This is a genomic window from Staphylococcus sp. ZWU0021, assembly GCF_000798895.1.
Taxonomy (GTDB): domain Bacteria; phylum Bacillota; class Bacilli; order Staphylococcales; family Staphylococcaceae; genus Staphylococcus; species Staphylococcus saprophyticus.
Genome location: NZ_JTLN01000005.1, coordinates 365,287 through 381,096, shown reverse-complemented (window position 1 = coordinate 381,096; position 15,810 = coordinate 365,287). Strand labels below are relative to the sequence as shown.

At 33.3% G+C, this 15,810-nt stretch carries 17 protein-coding genes; 9 read left to right on the top strand and 8 right to left on the bottom strand.

Features of this window, described 5'->3' with window-relative positions; genetic code table 11:
• Window positions 1–92 precede the first annotated feature (92 nt).
• Window positions 93–644, top strand: a complete 552-nt coding sequence (locus tag L987_RS02505) for a GNAT family N-acetyltransferase (protein ID WP_011303691.1) — start codon at window positions 93–95, stop codon at window positions 642–644.
• A gap of 160 nt (window positions 645–804) precedes the next feature.
• Here the strand turns inward: L987_RS02505 and L987_RS02500 are convergent, their stop codons facing one another.
• The gene (locus L987_RS02500; RefSeq protein ID WP_047502766.1) at window positions 805–2,259 is read right to left on the bottom strand and encodes an aminotransferase-like domain-containing protein; all 1,455 of its coding nucleotides are present in this window, start codon (window positions 2,257–2,259) and stop codon (window positions 805–807) included.
• 118 nt (window positions 2,260–2,377) lie between these two features.
• On the opposite strand from L987_RS02500, the gene L987_RS02495 reads away from it, so the two are divergent.
• A complete protein-coding gene (locus L987_RS02495; protein WP_011303689.1) occupies window positions 2,378–2,995 on the top strand; it encodes a LysE/ArgO family amino acid transporter in 618 nt (205 codons plus the stop codon).
• Between the two features lie 232 nt (window positions 2,996–3,227).
• Here L987_RS02495 and L987_RS02490 read toward each other — a convergent pair whose 3' ends face one another.
• From L987_RS02490 to L987_RS02475, 4 genes are all read right to left on the bottom strand, one after another.
• On the bottom strand, window positions 3,228–3,794 hold the full coding sequence (locus L987_RS02490; protein ID WP_047502763.1) for a TIGR00730 family Rossman fold protein: 567 nt from the start codon (window positions 3,792–3,794) through the stop codon (window positions 3,228–3,230).
• Window positions 3,795–3,796: 2 nt separating this feature from the next.
• A complete protein-coding gene (locus L987_RS02485) occupies window positions 3,797–4,261 on the bottom strand; it encodes a YaiI/YqxD family protein (RefSeq protein ID WP_002483977.1) in 465 nt (154 codons plus the stop codon).
• 4 nt (window positions 4,262–4,265) lie between these two features.
• Entirely contained in the window at window positions 4,266–4,967 is a 702-nt protein-coding gene (locus tag L987_RS02480) for a hypothetical protein (RefSeq protein WP_047502760.1), read from the bottom strand.
• Between the two features lie 333 nt (window positions 4,968–5,300).
• A complete protein-coding gene (locus L987_RS02475; RefSeq protein WP_002483975.1) occupies window positions 5,301–6,176 on the bottom strand; it encodes an undecaprenyl-diphosphate phosphatase in 876 nt (291 codons plus the stop codon).
• Between the two features lie 279 nt (window positions 6,177–6,455).
• On the opposite strand from L987_RS02475, the gene L987_RS02470 reads away from it, so the two are divergent.
• Window positions 6,456–8,087 carry an ABC transporter ATP-binding protein/permease gene (locus L987_RS02470; RefSeq protein ID WP_047502759.1) on the top strand — a complete coding sequence of 544 codons (1,632 nt, stop codon included), beginning with the start codon at window positions 6,456–6,458 and terminating at the stop codon, window positions 8,085–8,087.
• Entirely contained in the window at window positions 8,084–9,763 is a 1,680-nt protein-coding gene (gene cydC / locus L987_RS02465; RefSeq protein ID WP_011303684.1) for a thiol reductant ABC exporter subunit CydC, read from the top strand. The genes L987_RS02470 and cydC overlap by 4 nt, the downstream gene beginning before the upstream one ends.
• Window positions 9,764–9,971: 208 nt before the next feature.
• On the opposite strand, the gene L987_RS02460 is transcribed toward cydC, so the two are convergent.
• The gene (locus L987_RS02460; RefSeq protein ID WP_011303683.1) at window positions 9,972–10,415 is read right to left on the bottom strand and encodes a MarR family winged helix-turn-helix transcriptional regulator; all 444 of its coding nucleotides are present in this window, start codon (window positions 10,413–10,415) and stop codon (window positions 9,972–9,974) included.
• 226 nt (window positions 10,416–10,641) lie between these two features.
• Between L987_RS02460 and L987_RS02455 the strand changes: the two genes are divergently transcribed.
• From L987_RS02455 to mdh, 5 genes are all read left to right on the top strand, one after another.
• The gene (locus tag L987_RS02455) at window positions 10,642–11,568 is read left to right on the top strand and encodes a CobW family GTP-binding protein (protein WP_047502757.1); all 927 of its coding nucleotides are present in this window, start codon (window positions 10,642–10,644) and stop codon (window positions 11,566–11,568) included.
• Window positions 11,569–11,601: 33 nt separating this feature from the next.
• On the top strand, window positions 11,602–12,510 hold the full coding sequence (locus L987_RS02450) for an aldo/keto reductase (RefSeq protein ID WP_047502753.1): 909 nt from the start codon (window positions 11,602–11,604) through the stop codon (window positions 12,508–12,510).
• 25 nt (window positions 12,511–12,535) lie between these two features.
• On the top strand, window positions 12,536–12,838 hold the full coding sequence (locus L987_RS02445) for a hypothetical protein (protein ID WP_011303680.1): 303 nt from the start codon (window positions 12,536–12,538) through the stop codon (window positions 12,836–12,838).
• Between the two features lie 52 nt (window positions 12,839–12,890).
• Entirely contained in the window at window positions 12,891–13,502 is a 612-nt protein-coding gene (locus L987_RS02440) for a DedA family protein (protein WP_002483969.1), read from the top strand.
• A gap of 99 nt (window positions 13,503–13,601) precedes the next feature.
• Window positions 13,602–14,540 carry a malate dehydrogenase gene (gene mdh / locus L987_RS02435; RefSeq protein WP_002483968.1) on the top strand — a complete coding sequence of 313 codons (939 nt, stop codon included), beginning with the start codon at window positions 13,602–13,604 and terminating at the stop codon, window positions 14,538–14,540.
• A gap of 320 nt (window positions 14,541–14,860) precedes the next feature.
• Here the strand turns inward: mdh and L987_RS14015 are convergent, their stop codons facing one another.
• Both L987_RS14015 and L987_RS02430 read right to left on the bottom strand, forming a co-directional pair.
• Window positions 14,861–15,136 (bottom strand): hypothetical protein, encoded by a 276-nt coding sequence (locus L987_RS14015; protein WP_011303679.1) that lies wholly within the window; start codon window positions 15,134–15,136, stop codon window positions 14,861–14,863.
• A complete protein-coding gene (locus L987_RS02430; protein WP_011303678.1) occupies window positions 15,133–15,750 on the bottom strand; it encodes a DUF1361 domain-containing protein in 618 nt (205 codons plus the stop codon). The genes L987_RS14015 and L987_RS02430 overlap by 4 nt, the downstream gene beginning before the upstream one ends.
• Window positions 15,751–15,810 lie beyond the last annotated feature (60 nt).

The window sequence follows — 15,810 nt, the reverse complement described above, 5'->3', positions numbered from 1 at the left end:
CTTTGAAATACTAAAAAAGTAACGCGATATGAGTGCGCTCATAACGCGTTACTTTTCTATATAAATTTACTTTAAGTATAGAGGTGTAATGAATGACAGTTTATATTGAAACTGAACGGTTGAGATTACGTGATTGGCGAGAAACAGACTTATTACCATTTCAACAAATGAATGCCAATCGGCAAGTTCGGAGATATTTTCCTAGTTTATTAAGCTATAAACGTTCAGAACACGATATGAAAAAAATGGATGAAGCGATTCAATCAAATGGCATAGGATTATTCGCTGTAGAACTTAAAGAAACAAATGGCTGGCTAGGGTTTGTTGGCTTGAATTATGTTCCTAAAGAAAGTAAATACACATTTGAAGAATTGCCATTTTATGAAATTGGGTGGCGCCTAATTCCAGAAGTATGGGGCAATGGCTTTGCAACTGAGGGCGCAGCTGCGGTATTAAAATATGCTAAAGAACAAGGCATTGAAGAAGTATATGCTTTCACTTCAAAAAATAACGAAGCTTCACGCAAAGTTATGGAAAAAATTGGTATGAAACGTTTTGATCATTTTGAATACCCAGAACTTAGCAAGTATCATCCACTGAAAAAACATGTTAGATATTATAAAGATTTAACAATAAATGTCTGAGAAGTGTTGTTTTGATAATGTATATGATCATCTCTACAAATGTATATAGATTAAGTTAAATAGAGGCTGAGGCAAATTTAATTGTCTCAGCCTTTATCAATTTTTTAAAGTTAGAAAGATTTATGCATGTACCACAGTTCAGAAGCACTTTTTATACTTATCAACCGTGATTACCTTTGCCAATGTGGGAAGACGGTGGCGTAAAACGTGTTTGGATAATTTTGCTTAAATGTTTTAAAGTTTCATCGATATCTTCGGCATCGACATAAGCATATGAGAAACGGATACAATCACGCGCATCTTTATCATATACTTCACCAGGGTTAATCAGTATGTTTTCTGCAATCGCTTCATCGAAAAGTCTTTTCATATCGATGGAGAACTTAAATTGGAACCAAATATAAAATGATCCTTCGGGCGTTGACCATGAACCGAAATCACTAAAATATTTCTTCAGAGATTCTAAAAATAAATTTCTCTTAATTAAAAGTTGGTTCTTTAACATTTTGAGGTGTTGGTCATGATATTGAGGATGTGTTAACCATTGTGTTGCGATATATTGTGATATAGAACTTGCGCCATAGTCATTTTGCATTTTTAAATCAGCTAAATGTGCTGCGACGGAAGGCTTGGCAACAATCCACCCGACACGTAAACCAGGACTTACAGTTTTAGATAAGCTATTCAAATATAAAATATTGTCGTTTGTATCAAACGATTTTAAAGGTTTAGGTCGCTCATGATTGAAATATAAGTCACCATACACATCGTCTTCTACAATCGGTATACCATGTTGTTCACATTGCATGATGATTTTTTGTTTTTCTTCTGTTGAATAACTATGTTGTGTTGGATTGTGTAAAGTCGGTATACAATAAAAGATACTGTTTGTATATTGTGATTGTGCTTTAAAAATATTATTAATATTACTTTTAATATCAGAAATGCTTATTTGCTGAATATCGGCCCTCATATTATGCCACGTGCGTATTGAATTAATGTATGAAGGTGATTCAACAATAATCTTGGATTGTGGAATGAGTAAGCCATCTGCAATGAGTTTTAAACCTTGTAATGCACCTGATGTAATACAAATGTGGTCAACAGTACATGAGACACCTAATTTTTGCATATATTGTGCCACTGCTTCTCTAAGCTTAAGGTTGCCTTGAGGTGGTTCATAATTAGTATTTAACACAGGAGTATGACACTTGCTCAAAATTTCTTTGAACTGTTCATTAGGTATAAGATCGGGAGCAAGTTCACCAGTACCCAATCGTATCATGTTAGTGTGGAATTCTAGTTTATTAATTTGTTGAACAAAGTATTGGTTATTTTTAGTCGTACTATGGCTAATATAGTTTTGCCAATTAATATTGTTTTTAATATAAGTATGCCAAGTATTTCCAGATACATATAAGCGTTGTTTTTCTCTACCTTCTATGATTCCCTGACTTTTTAGAATATCGAGTGCTTGTATAACGGTGGAACGGTTCACTTGATATAACGAGGCCATATCTCGTTGAGAAGGTAATTGCATGCCTTGTTCTAAATCTCCAGAATCTATTTGTGAAATGATATCATCTATAATTTGCTTGTATTTTGGTTTGAACATAAAATAGCTCCTATATTATCTGGTTGGTATTTTAATTTGCATCTGGTGGGTCCAATTTCTGTGTATATAATATAGCATAGTTAAAATAGTCGTAATAATTAAAGGAGCGTAGTTTTGTATGTTGCAATCAGCCGTTCACGGATTACTATTAGCGCTAGGGCTCATATTGCCTTTAGGGGCGCAAAACGTATTTGTATTTAATCAAGGTGCAAACCATAAAAGTATTACCAAATCATTACCAGTTATTATAACAGCAGGGTTATGTGATACATTTTTAATCGTGTTAGCCGTCATAGGTATTTCTGTGATATTGTTATCGATGCCTGTGCTACAAATTACAATTTATTGTATTGGACTGGTATTTTTATTATATATGGCATGGTCATTATGGCGTACACGTCCAGTTACACTACAATCATATCGACCGATGTCCGCTAAAAAGCAAATTGGTTTTGCACTGTCTGTATCATTACTTAATCCCCATGCAATCATGGATACCATAGGCGTAATAGGGACAAGTGGTGCAGTTTATGAAGGTACTGAAAAAATGGTCTTTACTATAGCTACTGTTATTGTTTCTTGGCTATGGTTTATTTTCTTGGCAGTAGTTGGAAAAATGATTGGAAACATAGATAAAACAGGGAAATATATCATGCTATTGAACAAATTGTCATCAGTCATTATTTTAATCGTAGCTATAATGATTTTAAAACAACTCTTAGCAATTTTGTTATAAGTCAAAGGCTAACTATTCAATGATAGATTTCAAGTTAGATTATATTAAATGTTTGGGATATAAATAGATATTGTCAAATTGAGGGATAAGGCGAAATAATGCTTCATTATTAAAAAGCGTCTGGGACAAAAATAAATGTCTCAGACGCTTTCCTACGATTAGTCATCCTTTTTACGCGGATTATATAAGCTAGTGCTTGTGTATAATAGCTGCTTAATTTTATTAACATGATTTAGTCATAAGTTCTAATGCCAAGAGGTTGGTAATTGTTTAATGTTTCAAAAAGTGATTCTGGCGTAGCGCATAAAGGTGCAAGTGCTTTATATTTTGGATCGATAAAGCCTTCTTTAATCATATGATTTATTAATGTTTGTAAAGGTTCAAAAAAGGCATTGATGTTAAAAATGGCTATCGGTTTCTGGTGTATACCAATTTGCGCCCAACTATACATTTCGAAAAATTCCTCTAGTGAGCCAGCGCCACCAGGTGCCATCACGAATGCATCGGCAAGCTCTGCCATTTTATTTTTTCTCTCATGCATGGAATCCACTAAAATAAGCTCCGTTAATTTAGTACTCGTAATTTCTTTTTCATCTAACATTTTAGGCATGACACCAATTGCAGTGCCGCCATGATCCAATACACCATCTTGAATTGCGCCCATAATCCCTACAGAACCTGCACCGAAAATGAGTTCATAGCCTTGTTCTGCCATGTACTTACCTAATTGATAAGCTTCGTTCATATATGTAACATCATTGCCTTTACTGGCACCACAATAGATAGCAATTTTTTTCATGATTAATCCTCCGTTTCTAAAAAATATTTATGAATTAAATTTGAAAATATAGACTCGAATTTTGATACATCTTCTTCTGTAAAAGCAGCCGGCCCTTTTGTTCGACCACCACTTTTTCTAAACTGTGCACTTGCATGTCGTTGTTCGAGTAGCGTATTGATATTTTCTTGATTATATATAAATCCTTTGTGATGCATGACAATTTTAGCTTTGTTTAATAATAAACTAGCGAGTCCATAATCTTGTGTTACAACAAGATCATCAGAGTGAACCAGTTTTACTATTCTATAATCGACAGCATCAGGCCCATCATCAACATAAATAATATTGACATGTTCAGGTTGAATGACGGTAGAGAAGTGGCTAAAGCTACGGACGACGGTAACAAAAATGCCTGTCCCTTTCGTCAATTCAATAATTGAATTGGTTACAGGACAAGCATCTCCATCTATAATGACTTGTGTCATTTGCTTATTTGCCTTTATCTTCGTTGTTTTGTTTTACAACGCTTTTTGCCACATAGTCTTTATATTTTTTGAATTCAGATAAACGTGCTTTTTTATTTTTTTCTTGCACTTTCTCTTCTTCTTTATGACGTTTGTCGATGTTTTTTTGTAACAATTTGCTTAATTTATTTACATCTTTACGATTATCTTTTTCTAATTTTTCGCCTTTTTTCTCAGTTTCGTCATCAAGTTTACCTGGTGTTAATCCAACTTTTTCCATGTGCTTGTTAGATTTTTTCATATCTTTGATACGTTGTTTTTCATTTTCTTGACGTGCTTTCTCTTCTTCTTTGCGACGTTTATCGATATTTTTTTGCAGAATTTTGTTCATTTTATCTGCTTCTTTGCGATTTTCTTTTTCTAATTTTTCGCCTTTTTTCTCGATATAAGCTGGATCATTTTCTTTTGCAATGCGTTTAAGTTCGCGCTTTTGATCCATGTTGTGTTTTTTATCTACAACATATGCTTTCGCATTAGAAGATTTTTCAACTACATTATCTTTCAAATGTACAGATTTATCTGCAACTGTTTTAGAAGCGCTAACTGTCGCATCGCTAGCTTTTTTAACATCTGGATGATCTTTGATGCGTTTACGTTCGACGATTAGCGGTACTAGAAACACAGGCGCTACTGTGATAATTGTTTTAATTAATTGCTTTTTGTCCATACTCGTTGCCTCCATTTAATTTATACTATCTTCACCATACCCTATATTACATGAAAATAAACGGTAAATATAGCGTATGCATAGGATTTATTATCTGTTGTTTTATTCAACATAACAAACACTACGACTGCCCAATTTATATATTATATTATTTTCTATATATTATTGGCAGTGATTTAGATCGATACCTGGGAAAGCAACACTAGCCGAAACCTACACGCTAAGATACTGTCTGCGAAAACCATGCACAAAAAAACTGCCAACAAAATCGGAGACTTTGTCGACAGTTTGTGATAAACCCCGTTGATGGGGGAGTTACCTGTTTTTATTAAATTATTCACCAGTGATACCTTGACCAATACCAAAGCCAAAATAAAGAATAGCGATAATGATTACTAAGACAATTCTATAAATAGCGAATGGAATCAGTTTGATTTTACTAATTAAGTATAAGAAAGTTTTAATGGCAATTAGACCAACAATAAATGCGGCTAAGAAACCTAAAACATAAAAGCCAATATCACTCATGTGGATATATTCCATATTTTTAACTAAAGATAAACCACTTGCAGCAAGCATTACTGGCACTGCCATGATAAATGTAAAGTCAGATGCTGATTTATGATTCATTTTCATTAAGACACCAGTGGAAATCGTAGATCCTGATCTACTAAAACCTGGCCACATAGCTATGGCTTGCGATAAACCAATGACAAATGCTTGGAAATAATTGATTTGGTCCACGTTTCGTGGATTGGTAACTTTTTTGCTGTAAATATCAGCAATAATCATATATATAGCACCGATAAATAGTCCTATCATTACAGTAGGCACACTGAAAAGATATTCTTGGATGACATCATCGAAGAGTAATCCTAAGACACCAGCAGGTATCATACCAACGATAATATGCAATAAGTTTAAACGTTTTGGTTTTTGGCCAATACCGTCAATGGGTTCATGTCTGTATTTGCCAATATGTAACATTTCGAAATAACGTTCACGGAATACCCAAGCACCTGCGAACACAGAACCGAGTTGGATTACAATTTTAAATGTAAAAGCGGATTGTGAACCTAAAAATTCACTAGATTTTAGCCACATGTCATCGACAAGTATCATATGGCCAGTAGAAGAAACGGGTGCAAATTCCGTTAATCCTTCAACGATACCTAGAATAATACCTTTAATTAATTCAAGTATTAACATAATTTACCTACTTTCATAGTACTTATTAAATTTTATGCATTTTCATCTAACAATAATAGCACAATAAAAATATAATACGCTACTTAAAACCGTAATATGAGACCAAAGAATGAGATAATATAAAATATATATATTTTAGTAGCTTTGTCAGAGGAATAAAAAATCAATTTTAAATTTATGTCAGAAATATGAAATTAACATAAAAAATGTTACTTGATAATGAGCGAAATCATTTAAATTTCATATAATGTGTTTATAATATGTGGCAGGTGATATTTTGTGAAAAGATTAACAAATTTAGCTTTAAAATTTAAAGTATATCCTATATGGATGTTTATTATTAGTACATTATTAGCCATAACCGTAGTAGTTCAAAATATTTCTATTGCTGAAATTTTAAATATCATGTTATTAAAAACCAATCAAGATGTATTGGCTTTATTATTTATAACATTGGTGATTTTAATTGCACGTGCGACACTTAATACAGTGAACCAAATGATAGGTAATCGTATGGCTTCAAAAGTCAAACGAGATTTGCGACGTCAGCTCATATTACAACGCTCAAAAGAACCAATTGGTGCGCAAATAAACACGTTGACAGAAAGTATAGATGGCATTGTTCCTTTCTTTAACAGTTATTTTCCACAGGTATTTAAATCGATGATGATTCCACTGATGATTATTGTGGCAATGTGTTTTATACATTTAAATACTGCATTAATTATGATTGTTACAGCACCATTTATTCCTATTTTCTATATTATATTTGGCTTGAAAACACGTGATGAATCTAAAGATAAAATGACATATTTAAATCAATTTAGTCAGCAGTTTCTAAATAAAATTAAAGGTCTTATTACATTAAAGCTTTTTAATAGAACAGATAAGACTGAAGCGGCATTATATGAAGAAAGTACAACATTTAGAGATTTGACAATGCGCATCTTAAAGAGTGCATTTTTATCAGGCCTCATGCTTGAATTTATTAGTATGTTAGGTATTGGCTTGGTTGCATTGGAAGCAGGTTTAGGATTGATTTTATTTCATAACATTGATTTTAAAACAGCAGCAATTGCAATTATCTTAGCGCCAGAATTTTATAATTCAATTAAAGATCTTGGACAATCGTTTCATACCGGTAAACAAAGTGAAGGTTCAAGTGATGTCGTATTTGATGTCTTAGATAAAGGAACCGCAGAACATAAGATTCAAAAACAGATTGATACGTATCAAACACCCATTGTTCAATTATCGCAGGTTGATTTCAAATATGATGCAGCTGACACCTATGCTTTGAAAAATATTAATCTAAGTATTTATCAAGGCGAGAAAATTGCACTAGTTGGTAAAAGTGGTGCGGGTAAATCAACGTTAGCACAATTGATAACACAAAATTACAAACCCCAATCCGGTTCAGTAACGTTTAAGGATCCATCTTTAAGTATTGGCTTTTTGAGCCAATCACCTTATATTTTTAATGCTTCTATACGTGATAACATTACGATGTTTCAAGACGTTGATGATGCTAGAATATTAAAGGTATTAGATGATGTAGGACTGAAAGAAAAAGTACTGAGCTTAGCGGATGGTTTAGATACATGGATAGGTGAAGGTGGAGAAATGCTCTCAGGAGGGCAAATGAGACGTATAGAACTCTCAAGAGTGTTAATGACACAACCAGAGCTCATCATCTTTGATGAGCCCGCTACCGGCTTAGATGTGAAAACAGAACAAACCATTCAAGATGTGATTGCACATGAATTTGAAAGTGCGACCATTATTACGATTGCCCATAGATCACATACAATTAACAAAGCAGATAAACGCATATTAATAGAAAATGGTTATGCAGCATCTGTCGAGCAAACGACAATGAAAAATTCATCTCAAGGTGGTGATGCAACATGAAACCACATATTCAATTTAAAATAGACAAAGATTTGATTTTATCAATACTAATTGGTGTCGTTGGTAGTTTGGTAGCGTTGGGTATGTTCTTCTTAAGCGGGTACATGATTACACAAAGTGCATTAGGTGCGCCTTTATTCGCTTTAATGATCCTGATTGTATCTGTTAAAATGTTTGGATTTCTAAGAGCGATTGCACGTTATATCGAAAGACTTTTATCCCACAGAGCGACATTTACGATGTTGAGAAATGTGAGAGTTCAGTTTTTCAAGAAATTATTACCCGTCATACCCGATGTATATCGTAAATTTAATTCTAGCGATTTGATTGCGCGTATGATTGGCAGGGTGGAAGCACTACAAAATATTTATCTGAGAGTGTATTATCCTCCAGTAGTTATTGGCATTACAGCAACGATAACTGTTTTAACAATGATTTATTTTTCATATGTACATGCAATTATTATCTGTGTGAGTATGATTGCAACTTTATTGGTTATACCTTGGTTGAGTGCTAAAAAAGCGCGACAAATAAAAAAACAAGTCAACCAAGTACAAAGTGGTTTTTTAAATCACTTTTACGATTATAAAGAAGGTTACGTAGAACTCGTTCGTTTTGATAGAACAACATACTATAAAACAGCATTGTTAGATCAGTTAGAACAATATGAAGACGCACAAGCGAAAGAGCAACGATTTTTATCTCTATATGAGTATAGTTTAAATATTGTCTCAATGATTGCACTGTTTTTTACCTTATATTTGGGTGTTGTCCAAGTGCAAAATCACCAATTAGACGTCGTTTATTTAACGAGTATCGTGCTCATGATGTTAACGTTGTTTGAACAAGCCATTCCGATGAGTAATGTGGCCTACTATAAAGGTGATACAGATGAAGCAATTGAAAATATAAATGAAGTGATTGCGCATCCGATGGTACAAGGTACCGAACAAATGCAAAGAGATTTGAATGAAGCTAATTTGTTATTCGATATTCAAGCAGTAGATTTTAAATATTGGAATCAATCAAGTAATGTGTTATCCAATATTCAATGTACTATTAACAAAGGTGAACATGTTGCAATCGTTGGTCCTTCTGGTTCAGGGAAAAGCTCATTACTTCAACTCATGCTAGGTTTGTATCAAAGTGAAAAAGGGAGCATATTATTTAACCAACAAGATATAGTGAAAATTAAGGATAAGGAAAAATATGGTCATATAAATGCCTTATTACAATCACAACAACTTTTTGATGGAACAGTTCGTGAGAATTTATTTGCTGAAAAGCGTGATCTTGAAATGAGAGAAGTACTTGATGACTTGGGGCTAGCGCATATTGATTTGGACAGAATGATTACACTTTCAGGTCAAACATTATCTGGTGGAGAGGTTCAAAGATTGGCAATAGCAAGGTTGTTTTTAAAACATGCGCCTATTTGGATATTAGATGAGCCGACAACGGCATTGGATATATATCATACCGATAAAGTGATGGAAGCAATTCATCAAACTGCGCAAACCTTGATAGTGGCAACACATGATTTAAGACTATTGCCACATTTTGATAGAATTATAGTTATGCAAGATGGCGTTATTTTAGAAGATGGCAGTTATCAGGCGCTATTGAATAAAACGAATGGTTATTTACACCAAATGGTAGCCATTAATGCTGATTAAAATAAACGTGGAAACGAAGACATCTAAAATAAATAATAAATCTTTAGTTATTCATTTAAACCGCGGTAGATAGAGCTGTTAAATATGAGTTATGATTTATTATGAAAAAACGAGCTCAAACACATAAGTGTTTGAGCTCGCTTTATAAATCAAGTATATTAAAGGAATAATTTTTAATAGCTAGTACCTAAACTTTTGTTGTGAAAAATTATTTAGATTTTTCTTCAGTGAAGGCATTGATTACTTTTGAAAGTAATCGATTTAACTCTTGAGATTCATCTGGGCTTAATGATGATGCAACAGCAACATCTTGACAAGCCGTGTCTAATTCTGGACGAATTGCTTCACTTTTGTCAGTTAAATGAATAAACACTTCACGTTGATCTACTTCAGAACGTTCACGTTTGATTAAATCAACTTGTTCCATTCTCTTGAGTAATGGAGATACAGTACCTGTATCTAATGCTAATTCTGTTACGACTTTCTTTACATTGACAGGTGAATCAGCCCATAAAATTGTTAATACTAAAAATTGTGGGTAAGTCAGTTTGTATTTTTTAAAGACATTATTTGAGTAGTAGCGATTTACTTGTCTTTGAGCATTATACAAACTAAAGCAAAGTTGTTCCTTTAAATTAAGTGGTTCAGACATAAGTTCTCCTCCAGACATTCTATCCGTTTTGTTCTCTCTGTATCGGACCTGAATCCGTCTTGCGTTGTGTTTGACACTTCTTCAATCATACTTTTGCACTGTGCCATGCTAAAATAAAGTGTGTATAAAGTTTAGAAGATATCTAATATTTTATCAAGTAAAAGTTTAATTATATGTATAAATTAAATTTTACACAAACATTTGTGTTTAAGAAATGAGTGATTTTATGAAAAATATTAAACAACCTAAGACGCCTATTACAATTGTAACAGGTTTTTTAGGTAGTGGGAAAACAACTTTCCTTAGCAATTATGTGAAATATTTATTAAGAAAAAATGAAAACCCAAGTATCATCGTAAATGAATACGGCAATTTAGATGTAGATAGCGCTGCATTAAGCGACGATGTTGAAGTCGCATCGATATTAAATGGTTGCGTCTGTTGTGACTTGCAACAAGATTTAATAAAACAATTAAAACATTTTCTTAACAAAAGTGCAATGCACCATATTATAATTGAGGCGACGGGTATTGCACATCCGATAGAAATTATTGCGGCATGCCAAGATCCTGAAATTGTCGCTAATGTCCAAACGCCTATGGTAATAGGATTATTAGACGCACCAAGATTTTTGACCAGAACCCAATATACCCATAGTACAAAACAATTGATGGAAGAACAATTAGAAGTAAGTCATGCAATTGTAGTCAATAAAATGGATTTATTAAAAAGTGATGCGTATGATGATCTTAAAGCTATTGATAAAATTAATTCAGAAGTGCCCAAATTTTATACAACTTATGCAGATATGCACATGGATGCTTTTGATACGATTACAAATACATCATTGCCAACTAAAGAAAGCCATATGCATCATCATGGTATAAATAGTGTACAATACCATTTTTCTGGGCCGATTGATCGTCAATTATTTTATCAATTTATTTTACGGCTCCCAGATAATGTTCTAAGATTAAAGGGATATGTTAAATTTCGTGATATGCCTCATGAAACTTATGAATTTCAATATGCATTTGGTCTCCCAGATTATCAAATTATTGATGATGAAATGCCATTAACGATTGTGATGATTGGTGAACAGATTGATGAAAATCAAATACGCAACAAATTAGACATGTTACAGTTCACTTAATTATCTAATAAAATAAAAGGTGTTGGTTTTTAAATGGATAAAGTAAAAATAAATCAGTATGTCTCGTTTTCAAAAGTGATACAAGGGTTTTGGAGAGCACAAGATTGGCAGTGGACACCACAACAATTGAATCGTTATTTAAATGAGTTAGTAGAGCGCGGGGTCACAACGATGGACCATGCCGATATTTACGGTAATTATACATGCGAAGGTATTTTTGGTGAGGCTTTAAAATTATCACCTCAATTACGAGATGAAATTGAGATTGTGACGAAATGTGGTATCGTACTACCATCAAGCCCTGAACAAGACATTCATGGACACAGATATGATCATAGTAAAACACATATTCGAAAAGCAGTAGACCGTTCATTACAACAATTAAATGTTGATTATTTAGATAGTTTGCTTATCCATCGACCATCACCGTTGATGGATCCCCATGAAGTAACAGAAGCTTTAAAGGCTTTAGTAAGCAAGGGTAAAGTGAGATCATTTGGTGTCTCGAATTTTAATAAATCACAATATGATTTGTTAAGTAAATGCCTTGTGTGTGACAAATTACACATTACAATAAATCAATTAGAAGTGTCGCCATACACATTAGATGCAATTGACAATGGTGTCATTAATCATATGTATAAAGATGATGTTAAAATTATGTCATGGAGCCCTATGGCGGGTGGCAAGCTCTTTGATCTAGGTGATGAAAAGGCTGCAAGAATTATGGCAATTGTTTCACCATTAGCACAGAAATATAATGTGACAACGAATGGCATCATCATGGCTTGGTTAGATAAACATCCTGCCGCAATCATGCCAGTGTTGGGTACGCATAAGATAGAACGGATTGATGACGCAATCGCTGGACTTGAGGTAACATTAACAGACCAAGAATGGTTTGATATTTATACAGCTTCATTAGGCCACGATATCCCTTAATTTAATTTTAAAAGGAGTGTAAATAATGAATACTCAGAACGAACAACACCATAGAAAAGAACTCAAGTTTCAAAAACGCTTTATTACTTTTCCATTTTTAGGATTTGCTTTGATTATTGCTATATTGAACATCGTTTTTCCTGACATTACTGTGATGGTAACTTTATTTGGTTTGTTTTTCCTTTATAATGCTTCGATTTTATTCGTTGTTTTTATTCATCATTTTAAACGGATAATGATTTTATCATTAATATTAACCATACTTTCCTTAGTATTATTTGGACTTACATTTTATTTATATGGTTTGACTAACCATTTTTTTAACTAGTCACGAGTAAATGACTTATAGAGCAAGCGTGATTATAACGAGGAGGTAATGCATGGAACAGTGGATTACACACTTTATGGAACAATATGGTTATTGGGGTATTGCTTTTTTAATTTTTCTAGAAAATGTCTTTCCGCCTATACCGTCTGAAATTATTTTAACTTTTGGTGGTTTTATGACTACTAAATCTGATTTAAGTTTTATTGGTGTGACCATTACGTCTACAATTGGTTCAGTTGTCGGTGCAATCGTCTTATACGGAATAGGAGCTTGGATTGGTGAACGCAATTTATATCGTTTTGTTAATCGATATGGAAAGTTTCTTCGTGTAAAAACGAAGGATATTGATAGAACAATACAGTGGTTTGATAAATATGGTTATTGGACTATTTTCTTCTGTCGTTTCGTGCCTTTGTTGAGAAGTTTAATCTCTATACCTGCTGGTTTAACAAGAATGAATCTACCATTATTTATGCTATTTACAACGATAGGAACATTAATATGGAATATTGTTTTAATTTATTTAGGTCAAGCAGTCGGCGGTAATTGGCATGCAATTGTGTACTATATGGATATTTATTCTCGCATTATATATATTGTACTGATTATCCTCGCCATTTTCATTATATGGAAATGGTTTAAGCGCCAACGCAAACATAAGTAAAGATGATAACTTAAGTTTATGAATTGCAATCATTGTTTAAAATGAATGCGTGTTATAATTTAATTGAGATATAAATTGCTTGATTAAGGGGATGTTTTTATGACCAAAAAGAAAATTTCCATAATAGGTGCTGGTAACACAGGCGCTACATTAGCATTTATTGTTGCGCAGCATGAGTTAGCTGATGTAGTGCTCATTGATCGACCAGATAACGAAGGACAAGTGAAGGGTAAGGCGCTAGATATATTCGAAAGCAGTCCGGTATATGGTTTTGATGCGAAAGTGACGGGTTCCGTGAATTACGCTGATACAGCCGATTCAGATATTGTTGTGATAACTGCAGGAAGTCCTCGTAAACCAGGTATGAGTAGAGATGACTTAGTACAAATTAATGAAAAAGTGATGTTCGATGTTACGAAGGAAATTGTAAAGTATTCACCGGATTGCAAAATTATCGTACTTACTAATCCAGTAGATGCGATGACCTATTCTGTGTTAAAAGCGTCAGGTTTTCCGAAAGAACGCGTGATTGGACAGTCTGGTGTATTAGATACTGCACGATATCAATCCTTTATTGCAGAAGCTTTAAATGTGTCAATAAAAGATATTAGAGGGCTTGTATTAGGCGGCCACGGTGATACAATGGTACCTTTAGTAAATTCAACCAATGTCAATGGTGTCCCTTTACATCAATTGTTGAATCAAACGCAAATAGAGCAAATTGTAGAACGTACAAGAAAGGGTGGCGCTGAAATTGTTGCTTTGCTTGGCAATGGTTCTGCATATTATGCCCCTGCGTCTGCAGTTTTTGAAATGATTGAAGCAATTCTAAAGGATCAACATCGTTTATTACCAAGTATCGCATTGTTAGAAGGAGAATATGGATTTTCTGATATCTGTTTAGGTGTACCAACTGTTTTAAGTGAAAAAGGTATCGAAAATATTGTTGAACTAGCACTTTCAGACAATGAACAGGCACAATTGCGCATCTCTGCAGACTCTGTAGAAGAAGTGAAACAAGCTTTGAAAAATCAATGATAAATAGATGACGTACATTAAAATAGAAGTATTTAGACAGCAGTTAAGTAGTAGCAAGTGTAGTATTTTACAGCATCAATTGCGTCTTTTATTGAGAATAAGATTTATTATCTAAGTCATATAAATAACTCCCGTTAAAGTTGACATTGAAAAATGAAAACTTAGACGGGAGCTTTTTTATATCAGTATTTTTAACTAGCACCTAAAAGTAGGCGAAATATCTATTTATATCTCAGACACGTATACTTAATCCTTAGCACATGTAATATTAGAACTGATGATACAATTCATTAACTGTTTACTATGTAAACGATAAATGATTACATTCTAAAGATACAAATGTATAGCGCAACATATTCGAAGAAAGTGAGTATATACATGTATTTTAGTCTGATCTTAACATGGATGGGTATATTCCACTTAGGGAAGCGACGCTCGTAATAAAATAATTGTAGGTAAAACAAACCGATTCCTAAGGGAAGGCACATCAAGATAATGCTGTGCGTATATGAGAATCCTACATCATGTAATAGATGACCAATGATTAGCTGCAATAAAATGAGTATAATAATTAAAATAATAATATTGAAAGTCATTTTGCACTACGCACTCCTTTCGCAAATGCATATATGATAATTTGCAATGCTACAAGTAATAAAATGAAGCACAAAGTATCAAATTTCAGGCTTGCCGCAACTTCATTAAAAATACGGAGTGGTTCATTAATAAGATAAACGGAATGTAAACGCAAGAAGCGACCGATGTAAATACCGAGTCCATTAAGGAACATCATTGCTACGATGATGAGTCGATTTAACCACATACGGTGTGTAAATTGCTCAATTTCTAAAAACATTAAAATTAATAGATACAGTGCGAGTAATACGGCTGCAACTAAAAATGCGAAATAGGCCCATTCAGTGATTAATAAACCCTGATAAAAATTAAATCTAAATTGATTTAAATGGATTAAGTCTGTAACCATATATAATGTATTAGGAACCATAAATACAAAAATAAGTGCAAATATAATAAAGAGCGGCCATTCGTATTTATAAATAGGTTTAAATAAATTCAAGAGTAAGCATAGTTCAAATGGCACATATGCTAGAAATAAATTTAATGTCATAAACGGAAAATAATGATTAAAAAATATTGAAATAATGATTAGAATAAGGAACACAGTTCTAGCAATATATCGAGCCGACATCAATACACCTACTTTCTTTTTAGTATGTCGTTGCTGATGAATGTATTAGTTTAAATGCTT

Bases quoted from the DNA above. Each gene is read 5' to 3' on its own strand.
- L987_RS02430 (WP_011303678.1), bottom strand. From the start codon at position 15,750: ATGTCGGCTCGATATATTGCTAGAACTGTGTTCCTTATTCTAATCATT.
- mdh (WP_002483968.1), top strand. From the start codon at position 13,602: ATGACCAAAAAGAAAATTTCCATAATAGGTGCTGGTAACACAGGCGCT.
- L987_RS02490 (WP_047502763.1), bottom strand. From the start codon at position 3,794: ATGAAAAAAATTGCTATCTATTGTGGTGCCAGTAAAGGCAATGATGTT.
- L987_RS02500 (WP_047502766.1), bottom strand. From the start codon at position 2,259: ATGTTCAAACCAAAATACAAGCAAATTATAGATGATATCATTTCACAA.
- L987_RS02495 (WP_011303689.1), top strand. From the start codon at position 2,378: ATGTTGCAATCAGCCGTTCACGGATTACTATTAGCGCTAGGGCTCATA.
- L987_RS02505 (WP_011303691.1), top strand. From the start codon at position 93: ATGACAGTTTATATTGAAACTGAACGGTTGAGATTACGTGATTGGCGA.
- L987_RS02475 (WP_002483975.1), bottom strand. From the start codon at position 6,176: ATGTTAATACTTGAATTAATTAAAGGTATTATTCTAGGTATCGTTGAA.
- L987_RS02480 (WP_047502760.1), bottom strand. From the start codon at position 4,967: ATGGACAAAAAGCAATTAATTAAAACAATTATCACAGTAGCGCCTGTG.
- cydC (WP_011303684.1), top strand. From the start codon at position 8,084: ATGAAACCACATATTCAATTTAAAATAGACAAAGATTTGATTTTATCA.
- L987_RS02450 (WP_047502753.1), top strand. From the start codon at position 11,602: ATGGATAAAGTAAAAATAAATCAGTATGTCTCGTTTTCAAAAGTGATA.
- L987_RS02485 (WP_002483977.1), bottom strand. From the start codon at position 4,261: ATGACACAAGTCATTATAGATGGAGATGCTTGTCCTGTAACCAATTCA.
- L987_RS02455 (WP_047502757.1), top strand. From the start codon at position 10,642: ATGAAAAATATTAAACAACCTAAGACGCCTATTACAATTGTAACAGGT.
- L987_RS02445 (WP_011303680.1), top strand. From the start codon at position 12,536: ATGAATACTCAGAACGAACAACACCATAGAAAAGAACTCAAGTTTCAA.
- L987_RS02460 (WP_011303683.1), bottom strand. From the start codon at position 10,415: ATGTCTGAACCACTTAATTTAAAGGAACAACTTTGCTTTAGTTTGTAT.
- L987_RS14015 (WP_011303679.1), bottom strand. From the start codon at position 15,136: ATGACTTTCAATATTATTATTTTAATTATTATACTCATTTTATTGCAG.
- L987_RS02440 (WP_002483969.1), top strand. From the start codon at position 12,891: ATGGAACAGTGGATTACACACTTTATGGAACAATATGGTTATTGGGGT.